The organism is Aureimonas sp. AU22, assembly GCF_001463745.1.
Taxonomy (GTDB): Bacteria; Pseudomonadota; Alphaproteobacteria; order Rhizobiales; family Rhizobiaceae; genus Aureimonas.
The window spans coordinates 1-14,660 of record NZ_BBWJ01000027.1 but is presented as its reverse complement, the minus strand read 5'-3'; the positions used below and the strand labels follow the sequence as shown (position 1 = coordinate 14,660).

14 protein-coding genes and 1 pseudogene are annotated in these 14,660 nt (G+C 70.7%); 4 read left to right on the top strand and 11 right to left on the bottom strand.

Features of this window, described 5'->3' with window-relative positions:
• Together AUL34_RS09790 and AUL34_RS09785 are read left to right on the top strand one after the other, a co-directional pair.
• Positions 1–781 (top strand): annotated as a pseudogene (locus AUL34_RS09790) (DNA mismatch repair protein MutL); the annotation flags it as partial.
• 81 nt (positions 782–862) lie between these two features.
• Entirely contained in the window at positions 863–1,078 is a 216-nt protein-coding gene (locus tag AUL34_RS09785; protein ID WP_061933536.1) for a DUF2093 domain-containing protein, read from the top strand.
• 98 nt (positions 1,079–1,176) lie between these two features.
• Here AUL34_RS09785 and lpxK read toward each other — a convergent pair whose 3' ends face one another.
• From lpxK to AUL34_RS09755, 6 genes are read right to left on the bottom strand one after another with little or no spacing between them, the layout of a single operon-like run.
• Positions 1,177–2,211, bottom strand: a complete 1,035-nt coding sequence (lpxK, locus tag AUL34_RS09780) for a tetraacyldisaccharide 4'-kinase (protein ID WP_061933533.1) — start codon at positions 2,209–2,211, stop codon at positions 1,177–1,179.
• Complete coding sequence (locus AUL34_RS09775) at positions 2,208–3,566, bottom strand: 3-deoxy-D-manno-octulosonic acid transferase (protein WP_061933532.1); 1,359 nt, start codon at positions 3,564–3,566, stop codon at positions 2,208–2,210. The genes lpxK and AUL34_RS09775 overlap by 4 nt, the downstream gene beginning before the upstream one ends.
• A complete protein-coding gene (locus AUL34_RS09770; protein WP_061933531.1) occupies positions 3,563–4,333 on the bottom strand; it encodes a lysophospholipid acyltransferase family protein in 771 nt (256 codons plus the stop codon). Before AUL34_RS09770 ends, AUL34_RS09775 begins: the two co-directional genes overlap by 4 nt.
• 24 nt (positions 4,334–4,357) lie before the next feature.
• Positions 4,358–4,594 carry a DUF4170 domain-containing protein gene (locus tag AUL34_RS09765; protein ID WP_061933530.1) on the bottom strand — a complete coding sequence of 79 codons (237 nt, stop codon included), beginning with the start codon at positions 4,592–4,594 and terminating at the stop codon, positions 4,358–4,360.
• 48 nt (positions 4,595–4,642) lie between these two features.
• Positions 4,643–5,434: a 3'(2'),5'-bisphosphate nucleotidase CysQ gene (locus AUL34_RS09760; RefSeq protein WP_061933529.1), complete on the bottom strand. Its 792-nt coding sequence runs from the start codon at positions 5,432–5,434 to the stop codon at positions 4,643–4,645.
• Positions 5,431–6,768, bottom strand: a complete 1,338-nt coding sequence (locus AUL34_RS09755; RefSeq protein ID WP_061933528.1) for a TldD/PmbA family protein — start codon at positions 6,766–6,768, stop codon at positions 5,431–5,433. Before AUL34_RS09755 ends, AUL34_RS09760 begins: the two co-directional genes overlap by 4 nt.
• Positions 6,769–6,883: 115 nt before the next feature.
• Between AUL34_RS09755 and AUL34_RS09750 the strand changes: the two genes are divergently transcribed.
• On the top strand, positions 6,884–8,734 hold the full coding sequence (locus AUL34_RS09750; RefSeq protein ID WP_061933527.1) for a monovalent cation:proton antiporter-2 (CPA2) family protein: 1,851 nt from the start codon (positions 6,884–6,886) through the stop codon (positions 8,732–8,734).
• Between the two features lie 72 nt (positions 8,735–8,806).
• On the opposite strand, the gene AUL34_RS09745 is transcribed toward AUL34_RS09750, so the two are convergent.
• A complete protein-coding gene (locus AUL34_RS09745) occupies positions 8,807–9,031 on the bottom strand; it encodes a DUF2945 domain-containing protein (RefSeq protein WP_061933526.1) in 225 nt (74 codons plus the stop codon).
• A 170-nt stretch (positions 9,032–9,201) separates the two neighbouring features.
• On the opposite strand from AUL34_RS09745, the gene AUL34_RS09740 reads away from it, so the two are divergent.
• Positions 9,202–10,245, top strand: coding sequence for a DNA topoisomerase IB (locus AUL34_RS09740; RefSeq protein WP_061933525.1), 1,044 nt, complete (start codon positions 9,202–9,204; stop codon positions 10,243–10,245).
• On the opposite strand, the gene AUL34_RS09735 is transcribed toward AUL34_RS09740, so the two are convergent.
• The 4 genes from AUL34_RS09735 to AUL34_RS09720 all read right to left on the bottom strand — a co-directional run bounded on the left by AUL34_RS09735 (position 10,211) and on the right by AUL34_RS09720 (position 14,657).
• A complete protein-coding gene (locus AUL34_RS09735) occupies positions 10,211–11,125 on the bottom strand; it encodes a patatin-like phospholipase family protein (protein WP_061933535.1) in 915 nt (304 codons plus the stop codon). The genes AUL34_RS09740 and AUL34_RS09735 overlap by 35 nt on opposite strands.
• Positions 11,126–11,137: 12 nt before the next feature.
• Entirely contained in the window at positions 11,138–12,469 is a 1,332-nt protein-coding gene (locus AUL34_RS09730; protein ID WP_061933524.1) for a pitrilysin family protein, read from the bottom strand.
• Between the two features lie 26 nt (positions 12,470–12,495).
• Entirely contained in the window at positions 12,496–14,025 is a 1,530-nt protein-coding gene (locus tag AUL34_RS09725) for a pitrilysin family protein (RefSeq protein WP_061933523.1), read from the bottom strand.
• A gap of 95 nt (positions 14,026–14,120) precedes the next feature.
• Positions 14,121–14,657 (bottom strand): RsmD family RNA methyltransferase, encoded by a 537-nt coding sequence (locus AUL34_RS09720; protein WP_061933534.1) that lies wholly within the window; start codon positions 14,655–14,657, stop codon positions 14,121–14,123.
• Positions 14,658–14,660: the final 3 nt, after the last annotated feature.

Sequence of the window (14,660 nt, the reverse complement as noted above, 5' to 3'; positions counted from 1 at the left end):
CATTGGGCCGGCGTCATCCGCCCCCGCCGCTCATGCGCCGCGTCCCGCCTTCTCGTTCTCCGAGCGCCCGGCGACGCCTTACGATCCCGCCCGATCGCCGTCGCGCCCCCTGGACGGGCCGGCGGCAAGCTTCGCCGGTCTCCAGCCCTCGGCGCGCGCGGACGCCCCCGAGGAAAGCCAGGCCGCCCCGATCCGCGCGGAGTTTCCGCTTGGCGCCGCGCGCGCGCAGATCGGTCGCGCCTTCATCGTCGCGGAAACACAGGACAGCCTCGTCCTCATCGACCAGCACGCCGCCCACGAGCGTCTCGTCTACGAAGCGCTGAAGGAGGCGATGCACGCCAAGGCCCTCGCCTCGCAGATGCTCTTGATCCCCGAGGTGGTGGACCTCACGGAATCGGAGGTCGAGCGACTGGTTGCGGAAGAGGAGATCCTCCAACGCTTCGGCCTCCATCTCGAGCGCTTCGGCCCCGGCGCGGTGATGGTGCGCGAGACGCCCGCGATCCTCGGCGAGGTGGACGCGCCGGCCCTGGTGCGCGAGATCGCCGACGAACTGACGGAGGCGGGGTCTGGCGCCGGCCTCGGCAGCCGCGTCGATCATGTCGCCGCCACCATGGCCTGTCACGGCTCGGTGCGCGCCGGGCGCCGCCTTCAAGGGCCCGAGATGAACGCGCTCCTGCGCCGCATGGAAGAAGTGCCGGCCTCGGCCACCTGCAATCACGGACGCCCGACCTTCATCGAGTTGAAGCTCGCCGACATCGAACGCCTGTTCGGGCGGCGTTGACATGAGCGACTGTCCGGCGCCGTTGACTTCCCCGCCCGATGGCCCGAACAACGGGCGGACGATTTCGGAAAGATGACGGCGATGATGAACCGGATGGACAGCGGCGGCGAGGCGAAGCTGCGCTACGGGGACGGCGACTTCGAGGTGCTGCGCCCCGGCGCCTTCGTGCGCTGCGCGGTGACGGGCGAGGCCATCGCGCTCGACCTCCTGAAATACTGGAGCGTCGAGCGGCAGGAGCCCTATGCCGATGCCGCGGCCTCGCTGGCTGCCGCGACGCGAGAGGGCGAACGCGGCTAGAACACGTCCGGTGAACTCCGGTTCACCGACGTATTCCAGACGCTTGGCCGTCGCATTCCCCGAACGCGAAAGCCGACCCGGCTTTTGCTGCAAATGCTCTAGGCCGCTTCGGCTCGCGCCCGAAACGCTGCGCGCGCCGCATCGATCAGCGCGGCGGGCGCATCCGCATCGGCAAAACGCAGGGAGACGCGAAGGACGCGCGCGGCGTTTGCGAGCGCGCGTGCGCGTGGGCCGCCACCTGCGAGCCGCACATGGTCCTTGGCCGTGGTGACGGGCACGAGCCCCTGCGCTCCGGCCTCGGCCAGAAGCGCGTCGGCGTCCGCCTCGCCGAAGGGATGGTGGTCGGGAAAGTCGCGCCGCGCCTCCACCAACGCCCCGGCCTCCTCCAGCGATCGCTGGAACTTGGCGGGGTCCGCGATGCCGGCGAAGGCGAGGCAACGGGTGTCGCGAAGCCCCGCATCGTCCGTGACGCCGAGCCTCGCCCGATAAAGAGACTTGCCGTCCTCGCGCGCGCGCCGCGCGACGGCCTCGCCCGCGTCCCCTTCGCCCACCACCAGGATCGCGTCCGCCAGCGGCCACTGCGCGCCGAGCGGCGCGCGCAAGGGACCGGCCGGAAAGGTCCGGCCGTTGCCGAGACCCCGCGTCCCGTCGACCACGAGGAGCGCCAGGTCGAAGCGAAGCTGCGCGCTCTGGAAGCCGTCGTCCATCAGGAACAGGTCGCAACCGGCATGGCGCAGGAGCAGCGCGCCGTCCGCGCGGTCGGGCGAGACGGCGGTCGGCGCGGCGTCCGCCAGAAGCAGCGCCTCGTCGCCGACCAGCGCCGCGCCGTGCCGCTCGGGATCGACGAGAAGCGGCAGGCGGGCACTGCCGCCGTGGCCGCGCGTCAGGACGCCGGGCCGGAGGCCGAGGCCATGCGCGGCCTCGGCGAGCGCCAGCACGGTCGGGGTCTTGCCGCCGCCGCCCAGCGTGAAGTTGCCGATGCAGATCAGGGGCGCGGCGACCGGCCGGCGCGGGGCATGCGTCATGCGACGGGCCGCGATCCGGCCGTAGAGGAGGCTTGCCGGCGACAGGGCCGACGCCTGCCATCCCGCCGGCGCGAACCAGAAGGCGGGCGCGCGCAGGCGACGGATCATCGCGCCTCGCCCCGCCGATCGCCCTGACGATCGGATTGCCTGTCCCCCTGGCGATCCATCGACACCGCCAGTCGCAACGGCAGGAGGAAGGGGTCGAGCGCGCCGAGCGTCCGGCGCAGCGCCCCGCCCATCTCCTCGACGCTCTCGCGCGCGGCCACCGCCATGGCGCGCCGCGTCTCGGGATGGGCGAAGAGTTCGGCCACCGCCGTCTCAAGCGCAGCGGCGTCCGGAACGATCCGCGCGCCGCCCCGCTCGATCAGCCGGCCGTAGATGTCGCGGAAGTTCTGAACCAGCCGGCCGGACAGGATCGCCGTGTTCAGCCGCGCGGCCTCCAGCGGGTTCTGCCCGCCTTCGGAATGGATCGACTTGCCGATGAAGGCGATGTCGGTGAGGCGCAGGTAGAAGCCCATGTCGCCGATCGTGTCGCCGAGAAGCACGTCGGCGGTCGGATCGGGCAGCTCCCCCCGGCTCCAGCGCGCGACGTTGAGCCCCTTGGCCGCCAGCATCCGGTGCAGCGCCTCGGCCCGTTCCACATGGCGCGGCACGATGATCGTCAGAAGGCGCGGACGGTCCTGGCGAAGGCGCAGATGGATGTCGGCCGCCATCGCCTCCTCGCCCTCGTGGGTCGAGACGGCGGCCCAGACCGGGCGCAGTCCGATCATGCGGCGCGCTTCGTCGAGATCCTCGCGGTTCACCGGCGGGGCGGCGATGTCGGCCTTGAGGTTGCCGACGGTCGAGACCGAGCGCGCGCCGAGGAGATGGTAGCGTTCCGCATCCACCTCCGACTGGGCGGCGACGAGCGCGAAGCTCTCCATGATCGATTCGGCGAGCCGCGGGGCCGAGCGCCAGCGGCGGAACGAGCGGTCCGACAGGCGCGCGTTGACGAGCACCTGGGGAATGCGGCGGCGCGCCAGCTCGCCGAGCGTCACCGGCCAGATCTCGCTCTCGGCCACGAGAGCGAGGTCCGGCTGCCAGTGATCGAGGAAGCGCGACACGCAAGGGCGCAGGTCGAGCGGCACGTATTGATGGATCATGCCGGGCACGAGCCGTTCGGCGATCATCGCCGCCGAGGTGACGGTACCGGTGGTGACGAGGATGCCGATGCCCTCAGCCGCCAGCGTATGGGCGAGCGGCATGACGGCGAGGCTCTCGCCGACGCTCGCGGCATGGATCCAGACCAGCGGGCGATCGTGCGGGCGCGGCTCGGACGGCACGCCGTAGCGCTCGCGACGGCGCGGACGCTCTTCCTTGCCCTTGGAGGCGCGCCAGGCGACGTAGGGCCCGATCACCGGGTAGGCGAGCGAGCCGGCGAGGCGGTAGGCGCCGAGCGCCCGGCGGGCCCAGAAGTCGCTCATGGCCGGTCTCCGTCCGCGAGCCGCAGGGCTTCTCTGTTCGCCGCCTCGATGGCGTGGGTGACCGCCTCGCGCAGGCACTCCATCTCGTCCGGCCCGGCCTCGGCGGGCACGAAGATCGGGTCGCCCATGACGACTGCGATGCGGCCGAAGGGCAACGGCAGGGTGGTCTTGTCCCAGGAGCGTTCGATCACGCGGCGCCGGCTGGTGACGGCTGCGCTCGGAATGATCGGTCGCCCCGACAGCTTGGCGAGCGTGACGATGCCGAGCCCCGCCTCGCGCGGCGTGCCCTTGGGAACGTCCGCGATCATGCAGACGCCGAAGCCTTGCGCCAGGCTGCGCTTCAGCTGGATCAGCGCGCGCGCCCCCCCCTTCTGGGCCGTGGCCTCGCGCACCCGTCCGCCGGAGCCACGCACCGTCGCGATGCCGAAGCGTTCCACCACGGCGGCGTTCATCTCGGCGTCCGCGTTGCGCGACAGGAGGGCGACATAGGGAAGCTCGATCGGCCGGAAGAAGGGGGCGAGAAGATGCTGGCCATGCCACAGGCCGACGATGGCCGGATGATGGCGCGTCAGGATCGCGCGGTGGTCGCTGGAGCCGGGCGCGAGGCTCTGCGTGCGCCGGATGAAGCGCAGCGCGCCGTGCACGAGCCCGGCGCCGAGGCCGACCACGGCAGGCGCGCGCAGCCACGCCTTGGAGCGGCGCTGAAGGCGCACACGCAGCCGCTTGGCGGTCTTCTTGGCGCCTTTCGAACCCGCGATCTCGTCCACGCGCGGCGCGGTCCCGCCCGCCCCTCAGACCGTCTCGGGATCGAGCAGGCGGTGCAGGTGGACGATGAAATAGCGCATCGAGGCGTTGTCGACCGTCGCCTGCGCCTTGCCGCGCCAGGCGGCGAGCGCCGAGGCGTAGTCCGGAAAGATGCCGACGATGTCGAGCGCCGACGGGTCGCGGAAGTCGACGCCCTTGAGCGAGGAAAGCTCGCCGCCGAACACGAGATGGAGGCGCTGGCGGGACTCGGCTTCGCTGACCATGGGATAGGATCCGATCGTTGCGGCGGCAAAGGGCCGCCGGGAGTGGTGTCAGGCCGCGAGGGCGGCGAGGGAGCGCAGGCGCTCCACGATGTCCGGCGCGCCGGCGACGAGAACGCCATGCCTTCTGGGGACGGGATTGTAAAGGTGGGAGCCGGTGCCGAGCCCGGCGAGATGGCCGCCCGCCCGCTCCAGGATCAGGTCGGCCGCCGCGATGTCCCAGTCGTTGGCCCGCGCGCCGACGAGCGTCCCGTCCAGCTCGCCGCTCGCGACCATGGCGAGCCTGAGGGCGAGCGATGGGATGTTGGGCGCGAAGTCGAGCCCCAGGTCCGGTCGCCCGGAGAGCGGACGGCGCATCGGCTCGGGCATGGCGAGCCTGAGACGCTCGCCGGGCCCATGCCCCGTGCGCACCGCGATCGCGGCGCCGTTCAACGTGGCGGGGCTACCGGCCGAGGCCCTGAAGACGTGTCCCAGCGACGGCGCGTCGAGGACGCCGGCCACCGGCCGCCCGTCCGCCACCACGGCGATCGAGACGCACCAGGTCGCCTCGCCGCGCAGGAAGGCGCGCGTGCCGTCGATCGGATCCACCACGAAGAAGCGGCCACCGGCATCCTCGGCCGGGCGCGCGGCCGTTTCCTCGGAGATCCAGCCATAGCCTGGCCGTGCGGTCAGAAGCGCGGCGGCGAGATATTCGTCGACCGCCATGTCGGCCTCGGACACTGGCGACTGCCCCTTCCACCAGACGCGCGGGTCCTTGCGCCAGAAGCGCTGCGCGATGCGCCCGGCCTCCGCCGCGACGGCGGAGAGGAGATCGAGATCGTCTCCCGGCTCCGCCGCGCTCAACGGCCCGCCACCGTCATCTCGCCGATCCGGAGCGTCGGCACCACGACGGAGAAGCGCTCGTCCCGGTCGTTCGCCGGCTCGATCGCCAGCAGCATGTCGAGGAGGTTGCCGGCCACCGTGAACTCCGACACCGGGCCGGCGAGTTCGCCGTTCCGGATCAGGAAGCCCGAGGCGCCGCGCGAATAGTCGCCGGTCACGAGATTGGCGCCCGAGCCGATCATCTCGGTCACGTAGATGCCGGAATGCGTGTCGCGGATGAGTTCGGCCACCGAGCGCTCGCCCGGCGTCAGCGTGACGTTGGTGGACGAGGGCGAGACGCCGGACGAGGAGCGCGAGGCCCGGCCGTTGGTGCGCAGCCCCAGCTCGCGCGCCGTCGCGCCGTCGAGGAGCCAGTGCTGCAGCACGCCGTCCTCGACGAGCGCCAGGCGCTCGCCCGCGACGCCCTCGCCGTCGAAGGGACGCGAGCCGGCGCGGCGCTGGAGGCGCGGCTCGTCGAGGAGGTCGAGCCCGGCGGGCAGGACGGGCCGTCCCATCCGGTCCTTCAGGAAGCTGGTGCCGCGCGCGATCGCCGCGCCGTTGATCGCGCCCAGCAGGCTGCCGATCAGCCCGCGCGAGACGCGCGGGTCGAGCACGATGGGATAGCGGCCGGTCGCGACCTTTTCCGGGTTCACCCGCCCCACCGCACGCTCGCCGGCCCGCCGGCCGATGGCGGCGGCATCGTCGAGGTCGGCGGCGTGGATGCGCGAATCGAAGTCGTAGTCCCGCTCCATGCCGGTGCCCTCGCCCGCCACCGCGCTGACGGAGCGCGAGAAGCCGGAGCGCTGGCGAGAGCCGGAGAACCCGGTGGAGGTGACGAGCACGAGGCCGGTGACGCCGTAGCCCGCCGTGGCGCTGCCCGAGTTGGTGACGCCCGGCACGCCGAGCGCGGCCGCCTCCAGCGCGCGGGCGGTCTCGACCAGCGCCTCGCTGGCGATCTCGGTGGGATCGTAGAGATCGAGGTCGGGCCGATCGGTGGCGAAGAGGGCGGGGTCGGCAAGGCCGGCATATGGGTCCTCGGGCGAGACACGCGCCATGGCGACGGCGCGGGCGGCGAGCGAGCCCAGGTCGGCGCGCAGGTCCGCCGAGACGGTGGCGACGCGCCGGCCCACGAAGACACGGAGCGACAGGTCGTCGCTCTCCGACGATTCCAGCTCCTCCAGCTTGCCCATCCGCACCTGCGCACTCTGCGAGCGCGAGCGCACCACGGCGGCATCCGCGGCATCCGCCCCGGCGCGCCTCGCAGCCTCGATCAGCCGCGCTCCGAGGTCTTCGAGCCGTCCGATGTCGTCATTCATGGGGAAACCGCCGAACCTTTTGCATCCGCACCATCTATTATGCCATTGGCTGCCTTCAAGCCGACGTCAAGCCGCGCCGCCCGGGCGCCGGCGCCGGCTTGCCCCGGAGAAGGCCATGGCAGAGACCGCCCCGCTGTTTCTCGAGATCCTCCTGATCCTCGGCGGCGGCATCGTGGCCGGGACGCTGTTCAAGCGGATCGGGCTCGGCACCATCCTCGGCTACCTCTTCGCCGGCATCGTGATGGGGCCGATCCTGCGCCTCGTCCAGCACGGGCAGGACGAGATCCTCCATATCGGCGAGCTCGGCGTCGTCTTCCTCCTCTTCATCATCGGGCTGGAACTGAAGCTCTCGCGCCTCTGGGCACTGCGCCGGCAGATCTTCGGCCTCGGGCTGGCGCAGGTGGTGGTGACCGGCGGCATCCTGACGCTCGCGCTCGCCCTGATCCTGCCCGGCTGGAACGCGGCGGTGGTGATCGGCTTCGGTCTCGCGCTGTCCTCCACCGCCTTCGCGCTGCAGCTCTTGGAAGAGTCCGGCGAGATCAACCTGCGCTTCGGCCAGACCTCGTTCTCCATCCTTCTGTTCCAGGATCTGGCGATCGTGCCGCTCCTGGCCATCCTGCCGGTCCTGGCGCCGGGCGTCGACGACGGCGCGGGGTTCGACCCCTGGGCGATGGCGCGCTCGGTGGGGGCCCTCGTCGCGCTGGTCGCGGCGGGCCGCTATCTCATCAATCCGCTCTTCCGGGTGCTCGCCAATTCGGGCGCGCGCGAGGTGATGATCGCCGCCGCGCTCTTCGTGGTGCTGGCCTCGGCGCTCCTGATGGGCCTTGCCGGCTTCTCCATGGCGATGGGCGCCTTCATCGCCGGCGTGCTGCTCGCCGAGTCCTCGTATCGCCACGAGCTCGAGGCCAATATCGATCCGTTCCGCGGCCTCCTTCTCGGCCTGTTCTTCATCGCGGTCGGGCTGACGCTGGATCTTTCGGTGATCACTGAGAACGCCTGGATCGTGCTTCTGGGCGCGCCCGCGCTGATGGCGGCGAAGGCGGCGATCCTCTATCCGCTGTGCCGCCTCTTCGGCGAGAGCCACGCCGTCGCCTTGCGAACCGCGCTCGTCCTGCCGCAGGGCGGCGAGTTCGCCTTCGTCCTGTTCTCCGCCGCCACGGCCTCGGCGATCCTCGACGGGGCGACGGGCTCGATCCTCGTGTCGATCGTCACCCTGTCCATGGCGCTGACGCCGCTCGCCGACGGGCTGGCGCGCCGCCTGACGCCGGACGAGGAGCGGCCGGATGAGATGGTCGAGGATTTCTCGGGCGCCGACCAGTCCGACGTCCTGATGATCGGCTTCTCGCGCTTCGGCCAGATGGCCGCGCAGGTCATGCTGTCGAGCGGGCTGGAGATGACGATCATCGACTCCTCTGCCGAGCGCATCCGCGCCGCCGGTCGCTTCGGCTTCCGGATCTATTTCGGCTCGGGGCTCCGCCGTTCCGTGCTGGAGGCGGCCGGGATCCGGCAGGTCAAGATCGTCGCCGTGTGCACCAACAAGCCGGAGATCACCAACGCGATCGTCGACCTCATCCATTCGGAATTCCCGAACGTGTCGATCTTCGCGCGCTCCTACGACCGCAACCATTCCTTGTCGTTGCGCGAGCGCGGCGTCACGTTCGAACTGCGCGAGACACTGGAATCGGCGCTGCGCTTCGGGGGCAAGACGCTGGAGACGCTGGGCGTCGAGCGCGATGAGGCCATGCGCATCGTCGAGGACGTGCGCCGTCGCGACGCCGAGCGCCTGGCGCTGCAGGAGGCGCGAAGCGCCGGCACTGGCTCGACGGTCCTCGGGCGCGGTCGCGTCTCGCCCGAGCCGTTGGTCAAGCCGAAGGAGGGTGGCGCCCGCACGCGCCAGCCGCGCGGCGCGGCGCCTGCCCACCTCGCCGCCGCCGCGGGCGAGGACCGGCCCGCCGAAGCGCCCTGACGGCGCTCGACGCGCCTGATCGGAGCGCCGTCAGGGCGCTCAGTGCACCGGGTTGGAGCGCCGCCAAGGCGCTCAGTGAGCCTTCTTCTTGTGGACTTCGCTTTCGCTCTTCAGCGCCTTCGATCCCGTCTTCGCCTTCACGAGGACCGCGGGCTCGTCCTTCGACGCGTTGCGCGTGATCTCCTTGCCCTTGATCGTCTTCGTCACCTTCTTGGTGAAGCGCTGCTCCACCTTTCCCTCGGCCTTGCCCTTGCCGTAGGACCACTCCACCGTGTCACCCTTGGAAACCGTGCTCATCGCAAGCTCTCGCCGATCCGTTTCGATTGCCGGGAACAAGCACCGAACCCGCCCGGCCGTTCCCGCGCTGGAGGCCTCGTCCACGGACATTCGGCCGCACCCGGCCGCGTCGGAACCGCGCCGGGCGGCATGGCGTTTCCACCGGCTGACGCCACTGGTGACCCGGTCTCATGAACAAGCGCCTCGACTTCCACGCCGAACGGTTCGGCCTGACCCTCGTCGACCCCGCGGACTTCGGGGTCGAGATCCATCCGCATGGGCGCGGCCAGCGCATCTGCTTCACCAACGGCGAGACGATCACCGACAAGACGCTGCGGGCGCGGGTGAAGGCGCTCGTCCTGCCGCCCGCCTGGCGCGACGTGAAGATCTGCGTCGAGGAGAACGGCCACATCCAGGCGACGGGACGCGACGAGAAGGGGCGCCTCCAGTATCGCTACCACAACGACTGGGTGAACGTGCGCAACGCGGTGAAGACCGAACGCCTCCTTCGTTTCGGTCGCGCCCTGCCGAAGCTGCGCAAGCGCATCGCGCGCGACCTCAAGCGCCAGGGCTCCGATCGGCGGGGCACGGCGGCGGTCGCCGCACGCCTCATCGACGTTGCCGCCATGCGCCCCGGGCATGAGAAATACGCCAAGGACGGTGGCCGCGGCGTCGCCTCGCTCCGGCGCGAGAACCTCAAGATCGCCAAGAAGCGCGCGGTGCTGAAGTTCGTCGGCAAGTCCAACAAGGCGCATGTGATCGAGATCCAGGAACCCGCCCTCGTCCGCTCGCTCGACCGGATGCGGCGCGAACGCGGGGCCAAGCGCCTGTTCCGTTTCCGCGAGAAGGGGGCGTCCGCCGGGAAGGACCTGACGGCCAACCTCCTCAACGAGTACTTGCGCGAATCGTCGGGCAAGAAGATCTCGGCCAAGGACTTCCGCACCTTCCACGGCTCGGCCGAGGCGCTGCGCTTCCTCTTGGAGGATGTCCCGCCGGAAAAGGCCGACACGGCACCCAAAAGGAAGCGCATGGTCGCCAAGGCGATGAAGTCGGTGTCCGAACTCCTGCGCAACACGCCGACGGTGGCGCGCGCCTCCTACGTTCACCCGGAGATCGTGGCCGCGTTCGAGGAGGAACGCCTGCCGGCCGACCTCATGAAGGGGCGTGTGCGCGAGGGGCTGACGCGGGTCGAGACCGGCCTCATGCGCTTTCTGGAGGAGACGGCGACGCAGTAGCCTCGCGAGCCTCCAGCAGCGCACCGAGACGCCGCTTGACGTCCTCCCGGATGCCCCGCGTCTCGGCGAGGATTCGGCGCGCCTGCAGGAAATCGAGCACCCGGTAGGTCGAGACCGGCGGCTGCACGAGGATATCTGGCGCCTTGCAGGCGAGCTTGGCGCGGATCACCGCCGACATCATCAGTTGCGAGGCACCGAACATCGCCTCGGTGGGCGTCGGCAGGGGAAGCACCCCGCGCTCCGGCCCGCCCGTGACGTCGCAGGCGACGATCACCTGCGTGGAGGCACCGAACACGTCGAACGGCAGGGGATTGGTGATGCCGCCGTCCACCAAGACGAGGCCGTCGCGGCGCACGGGTCGGAAGATCGCCGGAAGAGCCGCCGACGCGGCGAGCGCGCTGACGAGATCGCCCGTCTCGATCGCGCATTCGCTTGCGCCGTAGAAGTCCGTCGCCATGACGGTGAGCGGGATGGCGAGCCGCTCGAAGTCCGGCGGCAGCCCGGGCGGCAGGAAGGCGGCGACCACCCGCTCGGCGTTGAGCTGACCCAGGCGGAAGCCGCCCTCGGCGCGGAACTCGGCGAGCGTCGGCGGCCGGGTGCGCCAGAGCGTGCCGAAGACGTGGCGACGCGTCGCCAGCACCGCGAGGACATGGTCCTCGATCGCGGCGGCGGACAGACCGCTCGCCGCGCCCGCGCCGACGATGGCTCCGATGGAGGTGCCCGCGATATGACCGGGTCGAAGCCCGAGATCCTCAAAGGCCGCCAGGACGTGGAGATGGGCGAGCCCCCGTGCCCCGCCGCCGCCGAGCGCAAGCGCGATCGTCGAGCCGGACGCGGCTCGGCCGCCCGCAAGGGACGGCCGCTCGGGTTCGGACTGGATCACGATCCCGGCTCAGGCGTCGGCGGGGCCGACCGTGACGATCGTGGGATCCACCGATAGGAGACGCTTGGCGATCGCCTTCACCTCGTCCAGCGTCACCGCGTCGATGAGGCCCTGGCGCTTCTCGATGTAGTCGATGCCGAGATCGTCGAGCTGGATGCCGACCAGCGTCGAGGCGATGGAGAGCGAGGACGACAGGTTCTGCACGGCGTAGGAGCCCTTCACGAAGGCCTTGGAGCGATCGAGCTCCTCCTGGCTCGGACCTTCCTCGGCGAGACGCTTCAGCTCGGCGCGGATGATTTCGATGCTTTCCTTGGCCTTGTCGGCGCGGGTCGCCGTCGCGCCCGCCAGCATCGCGGCGTGGTCGTAGTTGGTCAGATACGAGCCCGCGCCGTAGGCAAGGCCCCGCTTCTCGCGGATTTCCTTGTAGAGGCGGGAATCGAACGTGCCACCGCCCAGGATGTGGTTGGCGAGATAGGCCGCGAAGAACTCCGGCGCGTCGCGCTTGACGCCCGGCAGCGCGAACTGGATCTGCGTCTGCGGCAGATCGAGGACGACGTCGTCGCGCTTTCCCGTCACCGGCTGGACGTCGGGGACCGCGACGAGGTCGGCCTTCTCGCGCAGCGGCAGGAAGATTTCGTCGAGCCGCGTCTTGAGCGTCGCCTCGTCGATCGCACCGACGACGCCGACCACGAGGTTGTCGCGTCCGAACGTCTTCTGCCGGAAGGCTCGGAGGTCGTCGGCGGTCACGGTCTTCAGCGTGTCCACGGTGCCCTCCGAAGGGCGCGAATAGGGATGGCCGGGAAACACCGTGTCGCGGAACGCCTTGGCGGCCAGCGTGCCGGGATCCTGCTCGTTGGCAAGGATTCCGGCAGCGATCTGGCCGCGGATGCGCTCCACCGGCTCGGCGTCGAAGCGCGGCTCGTTGACGGCGAGGCGCAGGAGGTCGAAGGCCGCGTCCTCGTTCTCGACGATGGTGCGGAAGTTGCCGGAGAAGTTGTCGTAGCTGGAATCGAAGGAGAGCGACACGCCGAGCTCGTCGAGCTTGGCCTGGAACGCCGCGCTGTCGATGGTGCCCGCGCCCTCGTCGAGCAGGCCGGACAGGAGGTTGGCCGTGCCCTCCTTGCCCGCCGCATCCTGCGTCGAGCCGGCGCCCTTGAAGGCGAAGCGCATGGCGATGAGCGGGTTGGTGTAGTCCTCGACCAGAAGGGCATGGATGCCGCCGGGGCTCGTGACTTGCTTGATCTCTACGGCCTCGGCCAGCGAGACGAGGCTCACGGAGAAGCCGGCGACGAGACCGAACACGGCACTGGCGCGGCGAAGGGGCTTCAGAAAAGCGTTCATGGGTGCGGATCCGTCGTCGCGTGAGATCAGGAGCGGGTGTCGCCGGGGACGGGCGCGCCCTCGGCGGGCTCGACAGCGCCGGCCGCTTCCGGCGAGCCGGCCGGCGCCTTCGCCTCGGCACTGTTGTCAGCGCCCGCCGGCAGGAGGTAGCCCGTCACCGACCGCTTCTTCTGCAGGTATTCCTTCGCGACGGCGTTCACCTCGGCCACCGTCACCGCCTCGATGCGGTCCGGCCAGGCTTCGACGTCGGCGATCGTGCGGCCGGTCGACAGCGCCGCGCCGTAGCGGCGGGCCATCGAGGTCTGGTTGTCGCGCTGGTAGATCAGCGCCTTGCGCACGCGGTTCTTGGCGGCCTCGAGCTCGGCCTCGGTCACGCCCCCTTGCGCGATCTTCTCGACTTCCGCGTCCACCGCCTTCTCGACCTGATCGAGCGTGGCCTGCCCGCGCGGCGTGCCGTAGGTCATGAACTGGCCGTCGTCGAGGGCGGTGCCCTGGTAGTAGGCGCCGGTGCCGGCGGCGATGCCCTGATCCACCACGAGCGCGCGGTAGAGCCGGCTGGTGGAGCCCCCGCCGAGGATGTCGGCGAGAAGATCGAGCGCTTCGGATTGACCCGGCTTGCCGTTGTTGTCGGAGGGCACGAGCCAGGTCGTCTGGACGCTCGGCTGAGTGACGCGCGCGTCGGTGAGGGTGACGGTGCGGGCCGCCAGGGGCTCCGGCTCCTGTGGGCGCACGCGCGTGCCCGGATCGGCGCGGCGCGGCACCTTGCCGAAGGTTTCCTCGGCATAGGCCTTCACCTGATCGAGCGTCACGTCGCCGGCGATCAGGAGCGTCGCGTTGTTGGGGGTGTAGAAGCGATCGTAGAAGGCGATGGCGTCCTGCCGCGACAGCTTCTCCATCTCGTTCCGCCAGCCGATGACGGGCGTGCCGTAGGGATGGTTCTGAAAGAGCGCGGCGTCCGCCGCCTCCGAGAGCTGGGCCCCCGGCTCGTTGTCGATGCGCATGCGGCGCTCCTCGAGGATCACGTCGCGCTCGGGCAGCACCACCTCGTCGGTGAGGATGAGGTTCTCCATCCGGTCGGCCTCGAAGCCCATCATCTCCTTGAGCGCCTCGACCGGCACCTGCTGGTAGTAGGCGGTGTAGTCGTAGGAGGTGAAGGCGTTCTCCTCGCCGCCGATCGCGGCGACGGCGGCAGAGAACTCGCCGCCCTTGTGGGTCGTCGTGCCCTTGAACATCAGATGTTCGAGGAAGTGGGCGATGCCCGACACGCCCTTCGGCTCGTCCGCCGAGCCGACCTTGTACCAGATCATCTGGGTGGCGATCGGCGCGCGATGGTCGGGCAGGACGACGACGCGCAGCCCGTTGTCGAGCGTGAAGCTCTCGATCGCCGGGCGCATCGCCTCGGCCTTGGCGGCGGCCGCCTCGCCGGCGGGGCTGCTGGCGGCGGGAGGCTCGGCCCGGGCGGGGACCGGCTCGGCCGTCTGGGCGAGGACGGAGGCCGAGAGCGCGACCAGAATCGCGATCGCGGAGGCGCCGGCACGTCGGATCGGGAAGCTCATAGAGGCGGGTGTCCTTGGGCTCAAATGTCCGGTTCGTCCGGGGATATGGCGGAGCGCGAGAAAAGGCACCAATTACGATTTTGTAAGGGCGCCCTTCACCCGGCGGGTCGCAGGAAGCGAAGGCGCGTTTCGCCCATCGCGCGCTCGTCGATCAGCTCGAGTCCGGCGATCGGTTCGAACGGCGCATCCAGCGCTTCCTCGAGCACGATCGTGGCGCCGGATGCGAGCCACCGGCCGGCGAGAGCGCTCGCCAACGCCGCCTCGCCCAGACGTTTTCCGTAGGGCGGATCGGCCAGCACGAGGTCGAACGGCTCGATCGTGCCCGCCTCTCCCAGACGCGTGGCATCACGCCGCAGGATCTTGGTGCGCCCCCCGAGGCCGAAGGCCTCGATATTGGTGCGGATCAGCCCGCGCCCCTCGGCGCTCTCCTCGACGAAGACGCCGGTGCGACAGCCGCGCGACATCGCCTCGAGGCCGAGCGCCCCGGTGCCGGCGAAGAGGTCGAGCACCCGGCCGTCCTCGAAACGCACCCCGAGGCCGTGGGCGAGGATGTCGAACAGGGCGCCGCGATGGCGCTCCGACGTCGGGCGGATGGCGTCGTTGGATGGAGTGGCGAGCGGGCGCCCCTTCAGGGC